Origin of the sequence: Chitinophaga eiseniae (genome assembly GCF_012641265.1) — a bacterium.
GTDB lineage: Bacteria > Bacteroidota > Bacteroidia > Chitinophagales > Chitinophagaceae > Chitinophaga > Chitinophaga eiseniae_A.
Genome location: NZ_JABAHZ010000002.1, coordinates 254,012 through 275,488, shown reverse-complemented (window position 1 = coordinate 275,488; position 21,477 = coordinate 254,012). Strand labels below are relative to the sequence as shown.

Below are 21,477 nucleotides of genomic sequence, written 5' to 3'. Positions count from 1 at the left end.
CGTTCCCGGAGGCAAAGGAACTATTATCTTTGCAGGGCTATGTCTAAAGGCCATATTTTAATCATTGATGACGAAGACCAGCTACGCAAGCTGTTAAGCAGGCTGCTGGCCCTGGAAGGATATACCCTTCACGAAGCACCCAATCTGAGGGCGGCTATGAAAATCCTGGAGAAGGAAGAAATACAGGTTATTCTTTCCGATGTAAAGTTGCCCGATGGGAATGGGGTAGAGCAGGTGCAACAGATACATGCCAAATACCCCGAAATAGAAACGATTGTACTGACAGCCTACGGCAACATTGCCGATGGCGTACAGGCCATTAAAAATGGCGCATTCGACTATATTACCAAGGGAGATGACAACAACCGTATTCTCCCGCTGGTGAGTAAAGCCATGGATAAGGCACATCTGCAATTCCGTATCCGTGACCTGGAGAAGAAAATAGGCGGTAAGTACAGCTTTGGCAATATACTCGGCGATTCGCCGGAAATCCGTGCAGCTATTGCCCTGGCAGAAAAGGTAGCACCCTCAGATATGACAGTAATGCTGCTGGGCGAAACCGGCGCTGGTAAAGAAGTATTTGCCCACGCCATTCACCAGGGAAGCCAACGTAAGCAACAACCATTTGTAGCAGTGAATTGCAGCGCTTTCGGAAAAGATATCCTGGAAAGTGAGCTGTTTGGCCACGTGGCTGGCGCCTTTACCGGCGCAGTAAAAGATAAGAAAGGATTTTTCGAGGAAGCCCGGGGGGGTACTATTTTCCTGGATGAAATAGGGGAAATGCCTATTGAATTACAGGCGAAAATGTTGCGGGTGCTGGAAAGCCAGGAGTTTTATAAAGTGGGGGAATCTAAACCCACTAAAACCAATGTGCGCATCATAGCGGCCACCAACCGTAACCTGGAGCAGGAAATTGTTGCGGGGCATTTCCGGGCCGACCTGTATTACCGGTTATCCGCCTTCCAGGTTTCGCTGCCATCCCTCAATGAGCGACGTAAGGATATTCCGCTGCTGGCCAATTGGTTCCTGCAACAGATAGCGCCCAAAATAAACAGGCGGATTACTGGTATGACACCAGCTTTCCTGCAGGCGCTACAGCAGCACAGCTGGAAAGGAAATATACGTGAATTACGTAATGTAATTGAGCGGGCCGCCATTTTAACGGATACGGATATACTGGATACGCCGGTGCTTCCCCTGGATTTTCAACAGGGCAGCTCCGAAGAACATACATCTCTCCGGCTGGCCGACATGGAAAAAAAACATATTATCCGGGTGCTGGCGCACGCCAAAGGCAATAAGACCAAGGCCGCAGAGCTGATGGAAATAGGTTTAACTACGCTTTATAACAAGATAAAAGAATATAATATTACTGTGTCATAGCAGCCACCCCAGTAACAGGCATGCCAGTACGATAAATGGAGAGGGTAGCCTGGTAAGGCATAATAACCCCAGCGTACTGGCCATGATCAGCAGGTTGTACCAGTTGATCGGTATCGCAAAGAACAGGATAAAGGTGGCTGCCCACATAATCCCTACCACTACGGCATTGATACCTTCCAGGGCGCGATAAATCACCACATATTTCTTGAGGTTGTTCCAGATAGGAAAGAAGAACAATACCAATAGCAAGCTCGGCAGGAAAATAGCAATAGGCGCCAGTATACAGCCCAGGAACTGGTAACCCATACCCAGGTTACGCATGGCCATACCGCCCACATAAGCAGATATGGAGAAGGTAGGACCAGGGAGCGCGCGCATGATACCGGCGCCGGTCAGCAACTCCTCCGCAGAAAGATATTGCGATTTGGCGCGGGTTACATATTGCTCCAGCATCATCGCTATCAAAATATCGCCTCCGCCAAATACCAGGCTGCCGAAACGATAAAAGTTTTCAAAAAGGTTGAACGGACGACGGGTAATCCATTCGTGGGTACGCGCCATTTCTGATAAAACGCCCGCCAGGATGAATACGGAAGCAAACAGCCAGATATTTCCCCACTGTATCTTCCGGGGCTTTTCTGCATTCCCGGGAATGCGTTTATTACTGAAATTGGATACAATACCACCCAATATGATCAGTGCAGGAAAGGTCCAGGGCGACTTCAGGTAAAATGCGGTAAACATCGATACCACCATGATGGCGCCGGTAGCCAGGCTGTTGATGCTGATACGAAAAGCCCGGATACCGCCATAGGCAAGGAAACCCACGGCCATCGGCTGTACGTACTTGAAAATATCTGTTCTAAGGGCATTCTTACCAAAATACTGTAACAAGAAACTCAGGGACCCCATGATCAGGCAGGCCGGAGAAATCCATATCAGCAGCGTAATAACGGCCAGGATCACCCCTCCCCGTTTGTAGCCAATCAGGGTAAGGGTTTGGGAAGAGGAGGCGCCGGGTAACAACTGACAGAAAGCATTATACTCCATCAACTCTTGCTCGGTAACATCCTTACGTTGCTGCACAAACGTTTTCATCATCATCGCCAGATGGCCCTGCGGGCCTCCATAGGCGGTAATGCTATGTAATAGCACAGCTTTTAAGAAAGGAATATGACGTAGAAGCACAGTGTTTTTTAGTGAATTCCGATTGGACGAAGCAATAAGGTAATCAAATATCCCGACAAAATACAACCACGTTGCCAATATTGGTAACCCTCAAAAATAATAAAGGCACAATACTTGTAATATTGGCCCCATTATAACGAATATGGCCTTTTGTCCGTTGTGATAGTTTTGATACTAGCCTGGTTAATATCCCACCAATGTCTGAGATGTTCGGACCTAAAGAATAACCATATTGAGGAACCATTAAAGAATGACTTGCTTATACGCAGGATATTTATAAAGTCCCGGAACGATGAGTTGCCGGGACTTTGACTTTTATAGCACCTTATTTTTTAAGACCTATTTCACGTAAGCGTTCATCCAGGTATTCACCTGCGGTGATCGGTTCGTAAGCCAGCGGGTTGTTGGCTGTAACACAGCTTTCCAGTGCGTCCAGCTTCATGGCTGACTTAGGATGGAGGAAGAAGGGAATAGAGTAACGGGAAGTATTCCACATTTCCCGGGGAGGGTTTACCACCCTGTGCGTGGTCGACTTCAAACGGTTGTTGGTTAAGCGTTGTAGCATGTCTCCCACATTTACCACAATCTGTTCTGGCAGTGAGGTTACCGGTACCCAGTTGTTCTGCTTGTCAAGAATTTGCAGCCCGTCGGCAGAAGCACCCACCAGTAGGGTAATCAGGTTGATGTCTTCATGCTGTTCCGCCCTGATCGCCGATTTAGGCTCCTGGGTAATAGGAGGGTAGTGAATGGCTCTCAGGATGGAATTACCATTATGGATTTTATTATCGAAATAATGCTCGTCCAGCCCCAGGAACAGGGCAATGGCCTGTAACAGGTATTTGCCGGATTGCTCAAATCCGCGGTATGCATCGAAAAAGGTAGGTGTAAATGCAGGTACTTCCGCCACCTGTACATTATCCGGGTATTCGGCCCCGATAGGGTCGTTATCTTCTACGGTTTGTCCAAATTGGAAAAACTCTTTCAGATCCGGGGCTTCGTATCCCTTGGCATGCTCTTTCCCAAACGAAGTATAACCCCGCTGGCCAGCCAGTTCCGGGATCTCGTATTGGTGTTTGGTATCAAAAGACAGCTTGAAAAATTCCTGTACGTACTTATAGAGGTCAGCAATCAGTTCGTCAGGAATCCCATGATTCTTTACCGCTACAAAACCAACTTCTTCATAAGCCTTACCTAACTGCTGCACAAATGCTGCTTTTCGCCCTGCATCTCCGGATGTGAAGTCTGCAAGGTCCACTGAGGGGATTGAGTGGGTGGTTGCCATATCTTATATTATTGTTTTGGAGCAATAAAGGTAGCGAAAATAGCGCTATGGGCAGCAGAAAAGCTGACAGGTTACCGGCCAGATCCCCCTGACCGGCGGCATTACCTGAAATATTGTTCCTCTTCATAGGTGATGTCTACTACAGCGTACCGGGCTACCTTATTGATCAGCATTTCATCCATGATATCGACCACGTTCTTATAGTTCGACCTATTATCTGCTTTGATCAATACCATCAAATCATTTTTATGAAACGCGTCCATCACGGCCGCTTTTTTATCAATGATCACATCCCGGATGCCGGCATGATTGGCATAGCTGGCGTAGTGCACCTGTGGCGGCTGGGCAGGATCGTTGCCCATGCCTTCATACCAGGCAATACGGTTATCGGGCCCCAGTATCACGGTCAACGCCTTCTTTGCCGGCAGCGACATTGGCTCTCCATCCTCCCGGGGAATTACCAGGTCCATGGTCTTAGGCTTTGCCATGGTAGTGGTGAGCATAAAGAAGGTAATTAACAGGAAGCCCAGGTCTACCATGGGCGTCATATCTACACGGGTCGACTTCTTATTGCTGCGGGTGCCATGGCCCCCTTTGGGAGCGGCAGTATTCATTTCAGCCATAACTAACGGTTTAGAATATACGAAAATGGTTGAAAGCGCTTTCAGCTATTAGATGCCGCAGTCCGTTTTTTCCATAAATGCCAAAAAGAAAGGGCGCTCAATTTGAACGCCCTTTACAGGAAAATCTATGTAATGATTTGTTTAAAACTCTGCACTCTTTGGTGTTCTCGGGAATGCAATCACATCGCGGATGTTAGACATACCGGTTACAAACAGCATCAGGCGCTCAAAGCCCAGGCCAAAGCCAGCGTGAGGAGCCGTTCCAAAGCGGCGGGTATCCAGGTACCAGCTCAATTCTTCTACCGGAACATGCATTTCTTCCATACGCTTTACCAGCTTGTCGTAGTTCTCTTCACGCTGTGAACCACCCACCATTTCACCGATGCCGGGGAACAGGATATCCATTGCCCTTACGGTTTTATTGTCATCGTTGAGTTTCATGTAGAAAGACTTGATCTCTTTAGGATAATCAGTTAAGATAACTGGTTTCTTAAAGTGTTTTTCTACCAGGTAGCGTTCATGCTCACTCTGCAGGTCAGCGCCCCAGCCTTCAATCAGGTACTGGAACTTCTTATTCTTATTGTGTTTGCTGTTTTTCAGGATATCGATCGCTTCTGTATAGGAGATGCGTACAAACTCGTTGTGCAATACAAACTCCAATTTTTCTATCAGTCCCATTTCACTGCGTTCCTGCTGGGGTTTTTGCTTATCTTCTTCCACCAGGCGGTTAGCCAGGAAGTCGAGGTCATCGCGGTTGTTATCCAGTACATAGCCTATTACCGACTTGATAAAAGCTTCTGCCAGGTCCATGTTATCTTCCAGCTCATAGAAAGCCATTTCTGGTTCTATCATCCAGAACTCCGCCAGGTGACGGGCGGTGTTGGAGTTTTCAGCACGGAAAGTTGGACCGAAGGTGTAAATATCACCAAAAGCCATAGCGCCCAATTCGCCTTCGAGCTGCCCGGAAACAGTGAGGTTGGTAGATTTACCAAAGAAATCTTCTTTGAAATCAATATCTCCGCTGTCGGTACGTGGTGGATTTTTCATGTCCAGCGTAGTTACCCGGAACATTTCTCCCGCACCTTCCGCGTCGGATGCAGTAATGATAGGCGTATGCAGGTATACAAATCCCCTTTCATTGAAGAAGCGGTGTACTGCAAATGCCAGGGCGTGGCGTACGCGGAAAATAGCGCCAAATGTGTTAGTGCGAAAACGCAGGTGCGCAATTTCACGGAGATATTCCAGGCTGGGCTTGTTTTTCAGCTGCAGCGGATACTTTTCCGGATCACAATCGCCCAATATTTCCAGGGTATTAGCTTTCAGCTCTACTTTCTGCCCCTTACCGAGGGAAGGTATGATTTCGCCGGTAGCGCTGATGGCCGCGCCGGTGGTAATACGCTTAATCAGCGCAGCATCGGTATTTTCAGCATTTATAACGATCTGTAAATTATTATTGGTAGAGCCATCGTTCAAAGCTATAAACTGATTGTTGCGGAATGAACGCACCCAACCCTTAACTGTAACTTCGTAATGCGCCTTGTCATCGGACAAGATCTGCTTGACTTTTACCCTTTGGCTCATATATATTTAATTTTTAGGATTGCAAAAATAAGCGTAAATCTTCATAGTATATAGTATCGGCAACCGCCTTTTTCCTTTCCCCAGGTGCCAATAAAATGTTAAAAATAGCAGTGGAACAGGGCCGAGCCCGGACTGGTGGCTCCGAACACCGGTCCGGTGGCCGGTTTGGCCCCGCACAAGAACAGAATAGGGGCTGCTTTGGGGCATTTGGTGCCTAAAATTTTTTGGATAATAGTAAAAGTTGTTTTAATCTTGCGGTATATTCTGCCTGATTAAGTTCATTTTCCATCTTCATCAGCAGTTCCTAAACTCAATCATTCCCTATCAAATTTAATAAGCTAATTAAATTTATTGACTCAAAACAATTATTTGTAATTGGTGTATGTTGGTATGCAGTGGTACCCGCCTCACAACACTTCTAAAATTTGACAACACAGATGATGTACGACATCTTACAACTGAACGACATGCTCGTTCCTGAGCTGCTTGATATTGCAGAGAAACTGGACGTTCCCAACGCAAAAAAACTGAACAAACAGGACCTTATCTACAAAATTCTTGATAAACAAGCAGTATTAGCCTCAGAAGATAACCAAGCCAACGGAGACGAGAAAAAAGCACGGAAACGCAAACCTGTAAAGAAAGACGAAGCTAGCCACCCAGCTGAAGAACCTGCTCACGCTGAAGAAAAACCAGCTGCGAAAAAAGCTGCAGCAAAGAAAAGCACCGGAACAAAAACTAAAGAACACGACGAACACGAAGCCCCTGCTGCCGCTTCAGCCAAGCCTAAAGTGAAAGATTTCGAAATAGACTTGGATAGCATTCCTTCCCTTACTTTCGACGACGATGATGATATCATTATTCCTTCTTTTACAGAAGATGAAGAGCCGGAAGAAGAAGAAGAGGAAGAAGTAGTGGTAATACCGCCGGTAGAAGATGAACTGGACGATGATGACTTTGTAGTACCAGGAGAAATACCAGTAACGCCTGCGGCACAGAAAAACCGTTTCCCAAACAAGAAAGAACCCGTTTTCAACATAGAGTTCGACGGCGTTATCGTAAGTGAAGGCGTATTGGAAATGATGCCGGATGGCTATGGTTTCCTCCGTTCTTCTGACTATAACTATCTCAGCTCCCCGGATGATATTTATGTATCTCCCTCTCAAATAAAACTCTTCGGCCTGAAAACCGGGGATACCGTGAAAGGCTCTGTACGCCCACCCAAAGAAGGGGAGAAGTACTTTGCTTTACTGAAAGTAGAAACTATTAATAATAAGTCGCCGGAAGAAGTACGCGACCGCGTACCATTCGACTACCTGACACCACTGTTTCCTTTCGAAAAGCTCAGGTTAACTACCACTTCCAATAACTACTCTACCCGTATCATGGATATGTTTACGCCTATCGGTAAAGGACAACGTGGACTGATCGTTGCCCAGCCCAAAGTAGGTAAAACCATGTTGCTGAAAGAAGTAGCCAACGCAATCGCTACCAATCATCCTGAAATATACCTGATGGTGGTACTGATTGATGAGCGTCCGGAAGAGGTAACAGATATGGAACGCAGCGTAAAAGCAGAAGTAATTGCCTCTACTTTCGATGAGCCTGCAGAAAAACACGTAAAAGTATCCGCCATCGCATTGCAGAAAGCAAAACGCCTGGTAGAATGCGGACACGATGTAGTGATCTTACTCGACTCTATTACCCGTCTGGCAAGGGCTCACAATACCGTGGCTCCTGCTTCCGGTAAAGTATTGAGCGGTGGTGTGGAAGCCAACGCCATGCAGAAACCCAAACAATTCTTCGGTGCGGCCCGTAAAATTGAGCACGGTGGTTCATTAACCATCCTGGCTACCGCCCTGATTGATACCGGTTCTAAAATGGATGAGGTGATCTTTGAAGAGTTTAAAGGTACTGGTAACATGGAACTGTTGCTGGATCGTAAACTGGCTAACAAGCGCATCTTCCCGGCTATCGATGTTTCTGCATCGTCTACCCGTCGCGATGACCTGCTGCTGGATAAAGATTCTCTCAAACGTATCCACATTCTCCGTAACCACCTCGGCGATATGAACACAGATGAGTCTATGCACTTCATGCTGCAACATATGCGTGGTACTAAAAACAACGAAGAATTCCTGATTTCTATGAACAGTTAGAACAGGACTATGATAAAAAGAGGCCCGTTACGATCATCGTAACGGGCCTTTTACTTTAATATTGATTATATTGTTTTTTCTGTTGCCCCGGCGCAAATTGTTTCGCCGATTTGGTACCGTAAATTTTCTTTTGTTGTCCCGGCGGTAGTCCATGTGGATTGCCTGTTTCTGTATATACGGGCGTTACGCAGCTATAGCAAAAAACAACTGACAGCCCACATAAAAGGAGTACTATTTTTTTCATGACAGATATAGTTAAATGAGTGATCTTCTTATCATGCAAAAATCCCGCCACAGTAATACTATGGCGGGATTATCCAATCTATCTAACCTTATAACTATCTTACATAAAACATCATCAGATGCTTATTAGAATATCCAGTTTACACCAACTTGAAATTCTTTAGGGAAATCGAAGCTGAACGCGCTAGTGTTATTTTTAGCACCGGTTGCTTCTGTCTTTCTCTGATCATAAGCATAGCTCAGACCACCGAAAGCGCCTTCCAGCATAAAGTGTTTGCTTACGAAGTAAGTGATACCAGGCAATACTTTAACGGAGAAACCATTGTAAGTATAGGTTTTATTACCGTCAGTTTTGTCTGTACCAAAGTGGTAACCTGCATTACCTTCAGCGAAGAATGCAAATTTGCTTTGACCAATCATGTGGTAGTTACGAACGAACAAGCCTGGAGTTACGCTGGTAGTGGTAGTTTTTAAGCCGTTCACTTTTTTGGTACCAAATTCAGTGTTGGCAAATACACCTACTACCCAGTTAGAGTTCAGTGCCATACCTACTTTAGGGCTGATACCGAAGGTGGTGTTGGTGGTTTTGTTATCAGTACCTTTTTGTTTGTCAGTGGTAGTGGAAACATTCAGATTACCTCCTAAAATAAAATCGCCTTTCGATAACTGAGCCTTTGCTACTTGTGTGCCGAACAGTGCTACTGCGGCCATTACAATCAACTTTTTCATCTGTCGTTAAATTTAAATATTCATTAAAACTATTCCTGTGTCTTGATTCTTCTACATACTTGCTAGCAATCCTTGTTGATGTTTGGTCGATATCTTAATCCATTAAAAAATATATTCAATACCTGTCGTTCACGGTTCATAAAGCACTTCAAGCCATCCTTATCATGAGGATCAAAGCCAGCCGCCTGCCACTTGCACCATATTACCCATAAGCCAAATAATACGTTTACCAGTAACTGCGCCGTTAGTTCAGGATCTGTTCCCTCATGCAATTCACCATTTTCCACGCCTTTCGCAATGGTGGCGGAAAGAAAAGAAATTTCTACCTGTTGCAATAACTCTATCGTTTGACGCATCAAACTGGAGGGAACGTCTTTAATCCATTCATTTACACCAAATAGAAAATGATATTCCAGCAACATTTTTTCTTTCAATGCCAGGTAACGGTCTATGATAGCAGTGATAGTAGGGGCGGTTTCTACATAGGCCGACATGTCCAGGAAACAATCAGCTATCATCCGCTCCACAACTGCTACATATATGGATTCCTTGTCAGAAAAATAATAATACAAAGAGCCTTTCGATATTTCCAGATCCCTCGCTATCTCCTCCATGGTAGTTTTAGACAAGCCAAACCGCTTGAAGCGCTTCAATGCCGCTTCCAGAATCATAATACGTTTCTGGTCCTGTTCTGCCATAAGGTGTAGGTTGGGCGCAAATGCAAAATTGACTGTTTGACTATTTTGTTTTGCGGGTCAAATGTACAACCAAAAGTTATTTCACCAAATTTTTTTGTTAAGAAATTGTTACGTACTCTTCGCGCATGATATCAAAATGCACAGAAATGCCGGATAAACAGGTTTCGTTAACAAAAACGTTGGCAATACTTTAAACAAATCAAAAAGGGAGCTCCTGAAAAATTGAAAATTTAAAATTACCGGGAATGGATATACGTAACCCGCCGTTTAGGAATGTGATAGTTTATGTACCAGGTCGCGCTGCCTCCGCTCTGTAATTTCCAGTACCACACCGCTTTTCAGCACTACTTTACTGGACGAGGCATCTAAATGACTCACATTGGCCAGCTGTATCATCTGGCTATTATTAACCTGGTAAAAGCGTAGGGTGGTAAACAGGTCGGCATAGTAACGGAAAGACTGGGTGGCCGTGATATTTGTTCCGTTGTTCAGGTAAAACAGGCAGTTGTCGCCCTGTGCTTCCAGGTATTCGATAGCCGGAAACTGTATAGTATAGGCCTCTCCGTTAGTGGCGGGTATCAATAACTTCCAGGCCACGGGCTTGCTGTTGTTAAAATTCTCCAGCAATACGCGGTACCGGTCTTTCGGATCACCGGCATTAATGCGGGCGCTCGTCAGCGCCACGGCCTGCAGCAAGCTTTCTTTATCAATAGGCTTCAGGATCAGCTCTACATCGCTGAAACGGATTACGTGGAGGAACTTCTTTTCAAACGCAGTTACAAACACAGCTTCGAACGGGATGTCCGGCAAGGTACCTGAAAGTACGTCAAATCCCGTTCCATCGGGCATTTCCAGGTCAAGGAATACCAGGTCGGGGCAATGCTTTTTGATTTTTTTAATACCATCAGCACAGTCAGACGCTGTGTCGGCAATGGTAATCCCAGGGCAATATTTCTCCAGCATCAATGCAATAATGTCCCGGCTGTTCCTCTCATCATCTATAATAATAGCCTTTATCATATAAGTAACATTAACGGATACACTGAATTATAACTGAGGGATCAGTATTTTAACTGTTGTGCCGCTATCTGAATCATCATCAGATGATCTATCAATAATTTCTATATGGATTTCGGTGTTATACATTTTATTCAGCAATTCTGCTCTGTTCTGGCTGATTTCCATACCCGACGACTGGTGGTGTTTGGGCAGCATACGCAAGGATTTAGAACGTGCAATGCCAATACCATTGTCGGCAATAATACATTCCAGCATATCCGAAGCTACCTGGTTAAAATAGATAGATAGCTGTCCGGTTGGCTGCTTGGGATTTGTCATGCCATGTTTCACGGCATTTTCCACATAAGGCTGCAACAGCATGGCCGGGATTTCCAATTCTGCTGTGGCGATCACCGGATCTACCACAATTTCGTATTCCATCCTGTTTTCAAAACGCATTTTCTCTAATCCCAGGTAGGTATTGAGATAGGTAATTTCATCGGCGAGGGATATGAAATTACGCCGGGAGAAGTCGAGCGTTTTGCGGATCAGGTAAGAAAAGTCCGACAGGTATTTCTGCGCATACTCATAATCGCGCTGCATTACGAATAGCTGTATGGAGTTGAGGCAGTTAAAGATGAAGTGTGGATTTATCTGTGCACGGATGGCCTTTAATTCAATCTCCGTCAGCTTTTTATCGTATTCTGTTTCCAGTTGTATCTTTCGTTGTTCTTCCAGTTCCTGTTTTTTACGTAATATTTCCGTAGTCTGTTCCTTTACCAGTTCTTCCAGTTGCTCATTGAGTTTATGTTGCAGCTCTTTGTTTTTATTTAACTGTTTGATCAGTAGCTCCTGGGTGCGGGTGCGTTCCAGGTGCACCAGCTTGTTCCGGTAGCTGAGGCCTGCCAGGAAAAACATGGCCTGTAACAGTACGCCGCCAATCAATAGCATAGTAGGAGCCGCGAGTTCTCCCAGGGCGCTGAGTAATCCCAATGGCCGTACATGCATGAGAAAAGAGCCGAAACAGGCCAGGTACAGGCAAACGGAGCCATAGAGGAAGAACCTGACCAGCGGATGGTGCCGGGAACGTCTTGCCAACGCTACAAATACCGCCAGCAAAGGGATCAGCGTTAAAAAGTATACATAACTGTAAATGATCGTGGGTAAATGATATTGTTCCTCCAGGATACAGTACATACAGAAAATGATCAATCCCCCTACAATAGCGGCTACCCAGGTAAATACCCGCTCCATAAAAGGATATCGCTCCGTAAGGTTCAGAAAGGCGTTTCCAAACAACAGGTACATCAGGTAAAAGCAGAACAGTAAACCGGGGATATCCCAGTAGTATTTCAGCATGGGCCAGCGGTGGAAGAAAGAGAGCTGATATGGTTTACTCTCCAGCCGCAGGGCGAAAAAGAGGATAAGCCCCAGCACATAAGCCGCAAAGTAGATATATGATTTATCGGGGAGTTGTATATAATTAATAATAGAGATACTGAAGAATACCATCAGCATACCCAATAGTACTTGTATCACAACGGCCTCTTTGCGATAGATATCCAGCTGCTGGTCGCGGAAAAGGGCATAGCCTTCTGTGCTGAAAAGGAATGGCATCAGGGCATTTTCATTGTAGGATTTATTGATGATGTGCAGGTAAAAGGTACGTACTTCCCCGGGAGGGACCTGCACGTTAAAGGCATAATGGTGCCACCGTTCTACACCGCCGTTGTCCAGCATTAACCCGGTTTGCATCAATAACTGTGGGGAACTGCCCGGGGCCTGGCTATACCAGTACATGAAGTCATGCCATCCGGAAAAAAGCCGGTAGGACAGGGGCTTATTGTATTGATTTTTTACGGTCAGTTTCAGCCAGCAGTTGTTCACCTGTCCGTTGTTCTTGGGATAATTATGAAATACGGTTTCATCATGGTGAAAGGCAAGCCGGCTGACTTGTGCAATGGTAAGTTGTTGCTGTTCGTCGGAAATAATATTGATATAAGGCCTCAGATCCATACTTGCGGGAGCAAATGCGGCATCAGTGATCAATGTATCTACGGGCGTACGATCGACGTTGGCAAAGGATTCTGCAGTGTAACAGTACAACAGCAGCATTAAAATAATGCGCTTCACAAAGTGTCTTATATATAGTTAGTTATAGCAATTTATCAATGGCGCTGGCTAATGCTTCATCTTTGGCGGTGATAACATCCCCTGCATCATGTGTGCTCAGATATATTTCCACTTTGTTATAAACATTACGCCAGTTTGGGTGATGGTCCATTTTTTCAGCTACCATCGCCACTTTGGTCATAAATGCAAACGCATCCCGAAAATCTTTGAATTCAAATGCCCGGTAAAGCTGTTTGTTTCTTTCTTCCCACATAACTCAGGGGTTTAAAAGGTAAAACAAGGGGTCTTTCTTCGAATCTGGTTAAATATTATCAGGTGTTATTGTGTAGTGCCTGTCTTAAAAAATAAGGTTCATCTTGTTTTTGATTTCCCTGATGTCCAGTAAAGATACTAATTGTACCAGCGGAACAATGCGTAATTCTTCCAATAATTTTTTTACATCATGGGGTTGGTAATAATCGCCCTTGATCATCCAGAGAAAATGGATCTGTTTGAGTTCCGGCAGGAGGAATTCTGCCTGGCAGTGATTGTTGTAGAAGTAGTGCGCTACGGAGTTGGTGGGTTCAAGGAACTCAAGTACGGGAAAATGGAAAGACCTGCTTCTCTTGGAGAGCGTGATTTCCAGGTTATTATTTACCCGGAAATTAGTGTGCAGCTGGCGGTTAATATGCCAGCACAACTGGTAATCTCTCGCAGAAGATGCAATCCCGATCAGGTGGGTGTTTTCAAAGAAATCCTCCACTAATTGCTCCTGGTCCAGCTTTAACTTGAGTATTGTCATATAGAAAAGTAACGGTACATCCAGTCAGGATATTGAAAAAATCTACTTTTTCTTTTTGCGGCTTTTTCCCGAAGGATTAGCGGGATCCCAAAAAACAGTTTTAAAATCCTGCACTTTATCCGCTTTTACCACTACGCCTTCCTGTTCCAGTAACTCCTGCATCAGCGTGGGAGTGGCAAAGTGGCTGCTGCCACTGAGTTCCCCTTTGCTGTTGACAACCCGGTGGGCAGGAACGGCCGGCTTGGCGCTGCCGGCTGCATTCATTGCCCAGCCAACCATACGGCCGGTCAGCTTCAACCCGGAGGCATCCGCAATGGCGCCATAGGAAGTGACCCGGCCGCGTGGAATGGTACGGGCTATTTTAAATACTGTTTTAAAGAAAGAATCCGATTCACCGGTTTTCTTTTCCTTTTTCTCCTTCTTCCCGTCTACGGGCAAGGAGGGTAGCTCTTTTGGGTTCAGGTACTTTTTCATAATCAAAAGGACAGTGCTTGCAGCCATTACCACAACAATACCCCCGGTCTAAATGGAACTTTTCAGTAAATACCATATAGCCCTCGGCGTTATAATAGAAGTCAATCTTCTCCACCAACGGTTGCTTCATCTGATGGCAGTTTTATGCTTTGCCAGTTCAGCGGAGCAGCAGGCAATTGAAATTTCAGATAACGGATGGTTCTGCCATCTGCCAGGTGCATGCCTTCATAATAGGTCTGTATTTTCAATAATGGCGGCACTTCCGGCAAAGCATATACATCAGCAATATCTTCTATCAGGGTACATCCCGCCGCACTGATCACTTCCTGTGTGAAAGCATACAGCTGCGGGGAGTCCGTTTTCAGGTTAATGGTAGCACCTGGCGCCAACAGTGGCTGAAACAGCTGCAGGAACTTAGGATGCGTTAACCTTTTCTTTGATTTGGACTGGCGGAGGAACGGATCCGGAAAGGTAATCCAGATGTCCTTAATTTCCCCCGGCGCAAAATAGTTGTTGAGTTTGTCGATCTGGGTGCGCAGGAAGGCGGCATTGGGAAGCGGTTCTTCCATGGCCGTTTTAGCGCCCCTCCAGATACGGTTGCCTTTCAGGTCTACTCCAATAAAGTTCTGATCCGGAAACAGCCGGGCCATGCCCAGGGTATAGTCTCCTTTGCCACAGGCCAGTTCTAATGTAACAGGGTGGTTGTTTTTAAAGAATTCATTCCATTTTCCCTGCATACCTTCCGGGTAAATCAATACGTTGGGGAAGGTTTCAATTTCAGCAAATCGTTGTAATTTTTTTTGTCCCATTTGCGGCAAAAATAAGAAAAAGCAGAAAGCTGAAGGCAGAAAGCAAAAAGCTATCGAAGCGATTGATCAAAGCAAATGGATATATTATTTAATATCTTCTTTTGCCAATCGCTTCGATAGCTTTTTGCTTTCTGCCTCCAGCTTTCTGCTCAAAAAAAAAGCCCGTAAGCATAATCACTTACGAGCTCTTTAAACCAATTAAGCTGTAGGAGGAGGAGTCGAACCTCCACGGGGCAGTTAGCCATAGCACAAATAAGATTAGTGGTCAACCCAATTATACTACGTTTATCCTGTGATCCCCACCCCCGAGACAAGAGGGCATGTCTGCCAATTTCATCATCCCACAGTGTGTTTATATCATTACCTGCTATTGCTTGTCGTTAGCCGTTTGTGTAATGATTATGATGCAAATCTAAAGAGAAGGGTAGTTTCTTGCAAATTTTTTAAGAGAAATTTTGGAATTTTCGATATTTTTTAAATATTTGCATATAACTTTAATACATTCAAAAACAAATTGTAAAAATGAGCCACAATTTGAATATTGACAAACTCGATTTGCAGATTATCAGCGAGATGATGTCTAATGCTGAGATCTCTTACGCCGACCTGGGGAAGAAATTGTTCGTTTCCGGCGGGACTATCCACGTGAGAATGAAGAAATTACAAGAACTGGGTGTAGTTAAAGGTACTAAATTACATGTAGATTTAAAAATGATTGGCTACGATGTAATTGCTTTTATCGGTATTTATTTGGAAAAAAGCTCCATGTACGACACGGTAGCCAAAGAATTAAGGAAAATCCCCGAAATGGTACGTCTTAATTATACCACAGGCAGTTACAGCATGTTTGCTGAAATTATCTGTAAAGACATTACCCAGCTTCGCCGTATTCTCCATGATGAATTACAGAAAATAAAAGGCATCGAAAGAACTGAAACCCTTATTTCCCTGGAAGAAAGCTTTTACCGAACAATCAACGTAGTGGAATAGCAGAGGGCCAGAATGGAACCTTTTCACGTTTAATCGTTAAATTCCATTATGGTTACACCAGAAATCGCCGAGAAAATCCGACAGCTGGAGGAAAAGTATGCCGCTATGGGCCAGAACCTGTCGGCTTACCTCGATGGCTTACTGTACGCGGACTACCTTACCTATTGGGATTATATTCAGCTGGATGTATTGCTCAACCTGCAACACCCGCGCACGCCGATTCCTGATGAAAGAATTTTCATTATTTATCACCAGATCACGGAATTGTATTTTAAATTATCGTTGCAGGCCATCGAACAGATAGCGCTGGCACCGGTGCTGTCGGCTGAAGTATTTATTACCCAACTCAAACGGATTAACAACTATTTCCATAGCCTTATCAGCTCATTTGAAATAATGGTAGATGGGATGGATAAAGAACAGTTCCTGCAATTCCGCATGGCATTATTGCCTGCCAGCGGCTTTCAGAGCGGCCAGTTCCGGATGATAGAAATTGGCTCTACCCGGTTAATCAACCTGGTATATGAACCTATGCGTCCTCCATTGAAGGAAGCGCCCCTGAAAGAGGTGCTGGAGAATATTTATTGGCGTAGTGGCGCCACCGAACTGGCTACCGGCAAGAAAACACTTACCCTGCGGCAGTTTGAGCTGAAGTATATGGATGATTTTCTCCAGATGGCTACCCAATACGAGTACCACCACCTGGAAGCCCGCTACCAGCAGCTTTCTCCCGCCGATCAGGCTATTGTGGCGCCCTTATTAAAGGAATATGATCTGAATGTCAACGTACGCTGGCCCCTGGTACATTATAAATCAGCCGTAAGATATCTCCACAAAACCCCGGAAGATATTGCCGCTACAGGTGGCACCAACTGGCAACAATACCTGCCGCCGAAAAATAAACGCATTGTCTTTTTCCCTGAGCTATGGACCGAAGCGGACCTCGATAACTGGGGAAAGCTGGCCATGGACCACTACTAATAATACCTCAGATATTTTGGGTCGTAAACCGCCTGATATAATAGGCCAGTAAGGGTACATCTGCCTTTTCCAGGGGGTGCGCCGTGTCGGGCAACACCGTGAGCTGGGCCAGTGGCAAGGCTTTGTATACTTCAATGGTTTCCTGGAAGGATACCATATTATCGCGGTCGCCCATCATCAGCATGCAGGGGGTAACGATCTGCGCATAATCATGGGGTTTCAGTAATGCCTGGTGTCCCAGTTCTTCTATCAGCTGGGCAGTACGGGATACCACCGTTTTCCAGTCGCCTGCCGTATGCCGTTCGGCCAGCAGCTTCGCAAAAGCAGGCACCTTTTCTTCAATTACTACCGGGTCCAGCTGTTTTACTTCCTTGCCGGCAGTAGCTTCATTCCAGTTATACTTGGTGGCGAGTGTAATAACGCGGCCAATTTTTTCAGGATAGTGCCTGGCCAGGTACATGGCTACATACCCGCCCATGCTGTACCCGAAAACATGTACGAAGTCGAGTCCCTTGTTTTCCAGGTAGGATAATACTTCTGCGGCAAATACCTGTATACTGAATCCCTGCTCAGAAAACGGCGCATCGCCATGGCCGCTGAAGTTGAGCTGATGTACCTCGTAATGTTCTGATAACCCGGCAGCTAATGGCTGAAATTGAGAGGCAGCGCCTAATGCGCCATGTAAAAAAAGTATGGGGAGCTTATTTGTTTGCATTGACTAAAACTAGCAAACATTTTTTAAGAAGCAAAAAGCGGCAGGCTTTCACTTGTATCACCTGGCCAGGTAAGCGCCATCAATGGGATAATAGCCGCCGGTGACAAAGGAAGATTGAGGGCTGCTCAGCCACAATACCATTTCTGCTACTTCTTCCGGCTGGCCTAATCTTCCTATCGGATGTAACCCTACCAGGGCCTGCATTTGCTCCTGGCTCAGGTGTTTGGTTAATAAGGGTGTCTCTATAAAACCAGGGCCTACGGCGTTGACCCGGATACCTTTGGCTGAATATTCAACCGCTGCTGCCTGTGTAAGCCCTACCACCCCATGTTTGGCCGCTACATACGCACAGGAGCCGGCAAAGCCTACAGCTCCCAGGATGGAGGCCATATTGACTATCACGCCGCCTCCGGCCTTTTCCATGGCTGGCAACTGGTAACGCATGCCGTAAAAAACGCCGTTGAGGTTAATGTTGATAACTTTTTGCCATTCTTCCAGTTTGTATTCACCGGTGGGGGCTGCCGCGCCGCCGATGCCGGCATTGTTGCAGGCAATGTCCAGTTGTTTAAATTCCGACAGGGTTTTGGCGACCAGCTGCTCACAGTCGCCGGGATTACCGCTATCTGATTTTACAAAGATGGCTTTGCCACCGGCTTGCTGAATGGCTTTGGCAACCGCTTCTCCGCCCTTTTCATCGATGTCGCTGATCACTACACTTGCCCCGTTCCTGGCATAGAGTTCCGCCACGCTTTTACCAATCCCGGAACCGGCGCCTGTTACCAGTGCTACCTTGTTTTTCAGTACTTCCATAACAAACATTTTGCTCTTATAAACAATACCGGGCGATGAAATGTTCCTCATATTTTTTTATTATGTTTGCATAGATGTTGCCGATTAATTTTCTTCACTTAAGATGTCCCATCATCAAATCATGTTTTTTTAAATACTAGTAATGGAATACAATACCACGCGTAATTACCTGATAATGAAGGAGTATGGCAGGAATATCCAGAAAATGGTGGAGTACCTGGGAACCATAGAAGACGACGATGAGCGTCAGCGTAATGCTATGGCCGTGATAGAGCTTATGGGTACGCTGAACCCGCATTTACGGAATGTGGAGGACTTCAGGCATAAATTATGGGACCATATCTTTAATATCTCCGGTTTTACCCTGAAAGTAGAATCACCTTACCCGATTCCTACTATTGAAAAGTTGAGAGCTAAACCAGATAGACTGCCTTACCCTAAAAAATATCCCAGGAACCGTCACTTCGGAAAAAACCTGGAAATGATCATAGATAAAGCCGTACATGAGGAAAACCCCGAAATGAAAGAAGGGTTTACCCAGTGTATCGGTAATTATATGAAACTGGCTTACACTAACTGGCATAAAGAAAGTGTACACGATGACGCCATTAAGGCCGAATTGCTGGCCATCACAAATGGTCAGCTGGAATACCACCCGGGCCATAGCAGCGGTTCTGCGGCTGCTCCTGCTAACTTCCCTGGTGGCAGCGGAAATGTAGCCGGAGGCGGTGAACAATTCCGTTCCAGCAACAAACGAAAAAATTTCCAGCAGAATAAATTCAAAAGCAGCAACAGCGGCGGAAATAAAAGCGGCGGAAATAACAATAAGCACAATAACAAATACAACAAAAACAGGAACAAGTGAGTAGTGCTTTTGAAGTAAGAGGCGGCAACCGCTTAAAGGGGGAAATTATACCCCAGGGTGCCAAAAACGAAGCTTTACAAATCATCAGTGCCGTGATGTTAACCCCCGAAAAGGTTACTATCACTAACATTCCCGATATAGTAGATGTAAATCTGCTGATAGAGTTGCTAGGAGATGCAGGTGTAAAAATAAACCGTATAAGTCGCGATACCTGCGAGTTTCAGGCCGATAATGTAGATCTGAAATACCTGGAAAGTCCCGAGTTTAAAAAGAAATCCGGCCGTCTCCGTGGTTCTGTGATGATTGCAGGACCGTTGCTGGCAAGGTTTGGACGTGCTTTCATTCCCAAACCCGGTGGTGATAAAATAGGCCGTCGCCGGCTCGATACCCATATTATTGGTTTTGAAAAGCTGGGAGCCCGGTTTGTATATGATGCCGACGACAACTACTTCCGCCTGGAAACAGCAGGAGGATTGAAAGGCACTTACATGCTCCTCGATGAACCCAGCGTAACAGGTACAGCCAACATTGTAATGGCGGCTGTAATGGCGGAAGGAACTACCACTATTTATAATGCGGCCTGTGAGCCATACCTGCAGCAGCTTTGCAAAATGCTGAACCGTATGGGGGCCCGTATCAGTGGGGTAGGGTCCAACCTGCTCACCATTGAAGGGGTAACGCAACTGGGTGGCTGTGAACACAGTATGCTGCCGGATATGATAGAAATCGGCTCCTTTATAGGGTTGGCGGCGATGACGCAAAGCGAAATCACCATCAAAAATGCCGGTATCGAACACCTGGGCATCATCCCGGAAAAATTCCGTCAACTTGGTATCCAAATGGAGGTTCGTGGTAATGATATCTACATTCCTTCACAGGATTCCTACGAAATACAAACTTTCCTGGATGGATCTATACTGACTATATCAGACCATCCCTGGCCCGGCTTTACGCCCGATCTGCTCAGTATTGTGCTGGTAGTAGCCACTCAGGCAAAAGGCAGTGTCATGATTCACCAGAAGATGTTTGAAAGCCGCCTGTTCTTTGTCGACAAGCTGATAGACATGGGCGCACAGATTGTGTTGTGTGATCCTCACCGGGCAGTAGTTATTGGCCTGGGCCGTCAGCACCCGCTCCGCGGTATTACTATGTCGTCTCCCGACATCCGTGCAGGGGTATCCTTACTTATTGCCGCCCTCAGCGCAGAAGGAAAGAGTACTATTCAGAATATAGACCAGATAGACCGCGGTTACCAGTATATCGATGAGAGGTTGAGAAAACTGGGTGCGGATATTAAACGAGTATAACAGCTGCACGCTATTTAAGCTATCATAGTAGCAGAAGCTATTTACAAAACCCAAATACCAGCAAGACTTTTTACTGGTTTTTGGGTTTTGCATTTGGCATAGTCAGCTACAACTACTTTATTATTACTAATGGAAAAAAAGATCATCATTGTTACCGCTCCCTCAGGCGCCGGTAAAACCACCATCGTTAAAAAGTTACTGGCTAACCTGCCCGTACTGGCTTTTTCTATTTCAGCCAGTACCCGTACGCCAAGGGCCAATGAAGTAAACGGGAAGGATTACTATTTTATGTCTGCAGATGAATTTCATCAGCATATAGACAATCATGCTTTTGCGGAATATGAAATGGTATATGCCGGTAAATATTATGGCACCCTCAAAAGTGAGCTGGAACGTATCTGGAGTAACGAGCAGATCCCCATGGTAGATATTGATGTGAAAGGCGCATTATCTATTAAGGAGAAGTATCATGAAAATGCGTTGACTATTTTCATACAACCACCATCGTTAGAGGCGCTACGGGTGCGGCTCAGCGAACGCGGTACCGAAACGCAGGCTTCCCTGGAGGAGCGTTTGGCTAAAGCGCGCTACGAATTGTCCTTCTCGCATGAGTTTGACCAGATTGTGGTGAACGATGAACTGGAAAAGGCATATGAAGAGGTAAAAAAGCTGGTGACAGATTTTTTAAATATAAAATAGCGGTTTGATCGTTGGTTTTCCTAATTCC

At 45.5% G+C, this 21,477-nt stretch carries 23 protein-coding genes; 7 read left to right on the top strand and 16 right to left on the bottom strand.

Annotation, left to right across the window (positions count from 1 at the left end):
- Window positions 1–39 precede the first annotated feature (39 nt).
- The gene (locus HGH91_RS08705; protein WP_168738082.1) at window positions 40–1,383 is read left to right on the top strand and encodes a sigma-54-dependent transcriptional regulator; all 1,344 of its coding nucleotides are present in this window, start codon (window positions 40–42) and stop codon (window positions 1,381–1,383) included.
- Here the strand turns inward: HGH91_RS08705 and chrA are convergent.
- From chrA to asnS, 4 genes are all read right to left on the bottom strand, one after another.
- Complete coding sequence (chrA, locus tag HGH91_RS08700; protein ID WP_168738081.1) at window positions 1,378–2,571, bottom strand: chromate efflux transporter; 1,194 nt, start codon at window positions 2,569–2,571, stop codon at window positions 1,378–1,380. The two genes, HGH91_RS08705 and chrA, sit on opposite strands and share 6 nt — an antisense overlap.
- A gap of 325 nt (window positions 2,572–2,896) precedes the next feature.
- On the bottom strand, window positions 2,897–3,853 hold the full coding sequence (locus HGH91_RS08695; protein ID WP_168738080.1) for an isopenicillin N synthase family dioxygenase: 957 nt from the start codon (window positions 3,851–3,853) through the stop codon (window positions 2,897–2,899).
- A 101-nt stretch (window positions 3,854–3,954) separates the two neighbouring features.
- Complete coding sequence (locus HGH91_RS08690; RefSeq protein WP_168738079.1) at window positions 3,955–4,476, bottom strand: ExbD/TolR family protein; 522 nt, start codon at window positions 4,474–4,476, stop codon at window positions 3,955–3,957.
- A gap of 141 nt (window positions 4,477–4,617) precedes the next feature.
- On the bottom strand, window positions 4,618–6,057 hold the full coding sequence (gene asnS, locus HGH91_RS08685) for an asparagine--tRNA ligase (protein ID WP_168738078.1): 1,440 nt from the start codon (window positions 6,055–6,057) through the stop codon (window positions 4,618–4,620).
- A gap of 437 nt (window positions 6,058–6,494) precedes the next feature.
- Here asnS and rho point away from each other — a divergent pair, with 437 nt between their 5' ends.
- The gene (gene rho / locus HGH91_RS08680; RefSeq protein ID WP_317166814.1) at window positions 6,495–8,216 is read left to right on the top strand and encodes a transcription termination factor Rho; all 1,722 of its coding nucleotides are present in this window, start codon (window positions 6,495–6,497) and stop codon (window positions 8,214–8,216) included.
- A 55-nt stretch (window positions 8,217–8,271) separates the two neighbouring features.
- Here rho and HGH91_RS08675 read toward each other — a convergent pair whose 3' ends face one another.
- From HGH91_RS08675 to trmB, 10 genes are all read right to left on the bottom strand, one after another.
- Window positions 8,272–8,460 (bottom strand): hypothetical protein, encoded by a 189-nt coding sequence (locus HGH91_RS08675; protein ID WP_168738077.1) that lies wholly within the window; start codon window positions 8,458–8,460, stop codon window positions 8,272–8,274.
- A gap of 125 nt (window positions 8,461–8,585) precedes the next feature.
- Window positions 8,586–9,188, bottom strand: coding sequence for an outer membrane beta-barrel protein (locus tag HGH91_RS08670; RefSeq protein WP_145661288.1), 603 nt, complete (start codon window positions 9,186–9,188; stop codon window positions 8,586–8,588).
- 62 nt (window positions 9,189–9,250) lie between these two features.
- A complete protein-coding gene (locus HGH91_RS08665) occupies window positions 9,251–9,886 on the bottom strand; it encodes a TetR/AcrR family transcriptional regulator (RefSeq protein WP_168738076.1) in 636 nt (211 codons plus the stop codon).
- A gap of 267 nt (window positions 9,887–10,153) precedes the next feature.
- Window positions 10,154–10,906 (bottom strand): LytR/AlgR family response regulator transcription factor, encoded by a 753-nt coding sequence (locus HGH91_RS08660; RefSeq protein ID WP_168738075.1) that lies wholly within the window; start codon window positions 10,904–10,906, stop codon window positions 10,154–10,156.
- A gap of 27 nt (window positions 10,907–10,933) precedes the next feature.
- The gene (locus HGH91_RS08655; RefSeq protein WP_168738074.1) at window positions 10,934–13,018 is read right to left on the bottom strand and encodes a histidine kinase; all 2,085 of its coding nucleotides are present in this window, start codon (window positions 13,016–13,018) and stop codon (window positions 10,934–10,936) included.
- Window positions 13,019–13,040: 22 nt separating this feature from the next.
- A complete protein-coding gene (locus HGH91_RS08650; RefSeq protein WP_168738073.1) occupies window positions 13,041–13,271 on the bottom strand; it encodes a 4a-hydroxytetrahydrobiopterin dehydratase in 231 nt (76 codons plus the stop codon).
- An 84-nt stretch (window positions 13,272–13,355) separates the two neighbouring features.
- Entirely contained in the window at window positions 13,356–13,799 is a 444-nt protein-coding gene (locus tag HGH91_RS08645; RefSeq protein WP_168738072.1) for an IPExxxVDY family protein, read from the bottom strand.
- 42 nt (window positions 13,800–13,841) lie between these two features.
- Entirely contained in the window at window positions 13,842–14,273 is a 432-nt protein-coding gene (locus tag HGH91_RS08640) for an MGMT family protein (protein ID WP_168738071.1), read from the bottom strand.
- Complete coding sequence (locus HGH91_RS08635; protein WP_168738070.1) at window positions 14,191–14,403, bottom strand: DUF5522 domain-containing protein; 213 nt, start codon at window positions 14,401–14,403, stop codon at window positions 14,191–14,193. The genes HGH91_RS08640 and HGH91_RS08635 overlap by 83 nt, the downstream gene beginning before the upstream one ends.
- Entirely contained in the window at window positions 14,375–15,082 is a 708-nt protein-coding gene (gene trmB / locus HGH91_RS08630; protein WP_168738069.1) for a tRNA (guanosine(46)-N7)-methyltransferase TrmB, read from the bottom strand. The genes HGH91_RS08635 and trmB overlap by 29 nt, the downstream gene beginning before the upstream one ends.
- A 522-nt stretch (window positions 15,083–15,604) precedes the next feature.
- On the opposite strand from trmB, the gene HGH91_RS08625 reads away from it, so the two are divergent.
- Entirely contained in the window at window positions 15,605–16,072 is a 468-nt protein-coding gene (locus HGH91_RS08625) for an Lrp/AsnC ligand binding domain-containing protein (protein ID WP_079471223.1), read from the top strand.
- 48 nt (window positions 16,073–16,120) lie between these two features.
- A complete protein-coding gene (locus HGH91_RS08620; RefSeq protein WP_168738068.1) occupies window positions 16,121–17,053 on the top strand; it encodes a tryptophan 2,3-dioxygenase family protein in 933 nt (310 codons plus the stop codon).
- 7 nt (window positions 17,054–17,060) lie between these two features.
- Here HGH91_RS08620 and HGH91_RS08615 read toward each other — a convergent pair whose 3' ends face one another.
- Both HGH91_RS08615 and HGH91_RS08610 read right to left on the bottom strand, forming a co-directional pair.
- Window positions 17,061–17,768, bottom strand: coding sequence for an alpha/beta fold hydrolase (locus HGH91_RS08615; RefSeq protein ID WP_168738067.1), 708 nt, complete (start codon window positions 17,766–17,768; stop codon window positions 17,061–17,063).
- A 57-nt stretch (window positions 17,769–17,825) separates the two neighbouring features.
- On the bottom strand, window positions 17,826–18,578 hold the full coding sequence (locus HGH91_RS08610; RefSeq protein ID WP_168738066.1) for an SDR family NAD(P)-dependent oxidoreductase: 753 nt from the start codon (window positions 18,576–18,578) through the stop codon (window positions 17,826–17,828).
- A 142-nt stretch (window positions 18,579–18,720) separates the two neighbouring features.
- On the opposite strand from HGH91_RS08610, the gene HGH91_RS08605 reads away from it, so the two are divergent.
- The 3 genes from HGH91_RS08605 to gmk all read left to right on the top strand — a co-directional run bounded on the left by HGH91_RS08605 (window position 18,721) and on the right by gmk (window position 21,449).
- Window positions 18,721–19,443, top strand: coding sequence for a DUF4290 domain-containing protein (locus tag HGH91_RS08605; protein WP_168738065.1), 723 nt, complete (start codon window positions 18,721–18,723; stop codon window positions 19,441–19,443).
- On the top strand, window positions 19,440–20,750 hold the full coding sequence (murA, locus tag HGH91_RS08600; protein ID WP_168738064.1) for a UDP-N-acetylglucosamine 1-carboxyvinyltransferase: 1,311 nt from the start codon (window positions 19,440–19,442) through the stop codon (window positions 20,748–20,750). The genes HGH91_RS08605 and murA overlap by 4 nt, the downstream gene beginning before the upstream one ends.
- 129 nt (window positions 20,751–20,879) lie before the next feature.
- A complete protein-coding gene (gmk, locus tag HGH91_RS08595; RefSeq protein WP_168738063.1) occupies window positions 20,880–21,449 on the top strand; it encodes a guanylate kinase in 570 nt (189 codons plus the stop codon).
- The last annotated feature ends 28 nt before the right edge of the window (window positions 21,450–21,477 follow it).

Excerpts from the sequence above, each read along its gene's own strand:
- HGH91_RS08705 (WP_168738082.1), top strand. The coding sequence starts at position 40 with ATGTCTAAAGGCCATATTTTAATCATTGATGACGAAGACCAGCTACGC.
- HGH91_RS08695 (WP_168738080.1), bottom strand. The coding sequence starts at position 3,853 with ATGGCAACCACCCACTCAATCCCCTCAGTGGACCTTGCAGACTTCACA.
- HGH91_RS08690 (WP_168738079.1), bottom strand. The coding sequence starts at position 4,476 with ATGGCTGAAATGAATACTGCCGCTCCCAAAGGGGGCCATGGCACCCGC.
- asnS (WP_168738078.1), bottom strand. The coding sequence starts at position 6,057 with ATGAGCCAAAGGGTAAAAGTCAAGCAGATCTTGTCCGATGACAAGGCG.
- rho (WP_317166814.1), top strand. The coding sequence starts at position 6,495 with ATGATGTACGACATCTTACAACTGAACGACATGCTCGTTCCTGAGCTG.
- HGH91_RS08675 (WP_168738077.1), bottom strand. The coding sequence starts at position 8,460 with ATGAAAAAAATAGTACTCCTTTTATGTGGGCTGTCAGTTGTTTTTTGC.
- HGH91_RS08670 (WP_145661288.1), bottom strand. The coding sequence starts at position 9,188 with ATGAAAAAGTTGATTGTAATGGCCGCAGTAGCACTGTTCGGCACACAA.
- HGH91_RS08665 (WP_168738076.1), bottom strand. The coding sequence starts at position 9,886 with ATGGCAGAACAGGACCAGAAACGTATTATGATTCTGGAAGCGGCATTG.
- HGH91_RS08660 (WP_168738075.1), bottom strand. The coding sequence starts at position 10,906 with ATGATAAAGGCTATTATTATAGATGATGAGAGGAACAGCCGGGACATT.
- HGH91_RS08650 (WP_168738073.1), bottom strand. The coding sequence starts at position 13,271 with ATGTGGGAAGAAAGAAACAAACAGCTTTACCGGGCATTTGAATTCAAA.
- HGH91_RS08645 (WP_168738072.1), bottom strand. The coding sequence starts at position 13,799 with ATGACAATACTCAAGTTAAAGCTGGACCAGGAGCAATTAGTGGAGGAT.
- HGH91_RS08640 (WP_168738071.1), bottom strand. The coding sequence starts at position 14,273 with ATGAAAAAGTACCTGAACCCAAAAGAGCTACCCTCCTTGCCCGTAGAC.
- HGH91_RS08635 (WP_168738070.1), bottom strand. The coding sequence starts at position 14,403 with ATGAAGCAACCGTTGGTGGAGAAGATTGACTTCTATTATAACGCCGAG.
- trmB (WP_168738069.1), bottom strand. The coding sequence starts at position 15,082 with ATGGGACAAAAAAAATTACAACGATTTGCTGAAATTGAAACCTTCCCC.
- HGH91_RS08625 (WP_079471223.1), top strand. The coding sequence starts at position 15,605 with ATGAGCCACAATTTGAATATTGACAAACTCGATTTGCAGATTATCAGC.
- HGH91_RS08620 (WP_168738068.1), top strand. The coding sequence starts at position 16,121 with ATGGTTACACCAGAAATCGCCGAGAAAATCCGACAGCTGGAGGAAAAG.
- HGH91_RS08615 (WP_168738067.1), bottom strand. The coding sequence starts at position 17,768 with ATGCAAACAAATAAGCTCCCCATACTTTTTTTACATGGCGCATTAGGC.
- HGH91_RS08610 (WP_168738066.1), bottom strand. The coding sequence starts at position 18,578 with ATGGAAGTACTGAAAAACAAGGTAGCACTGGTAACAGGCGCCGGTTCC.
- HGH91_RS08605 (WP_168738065.1), top strand. The coding sequence starts at position 18,721 with ATGGAATACAATACCACGCGTAATTACCTGATAATGAAGGAGTATGGC.
- gmk (WP_168738063.1), top strand. The coding sequence starts at position 20,880 with ATGGAAAAAAAGATCATCATTGTTACCGCTCCCTCAGGCGCCGGTAAA.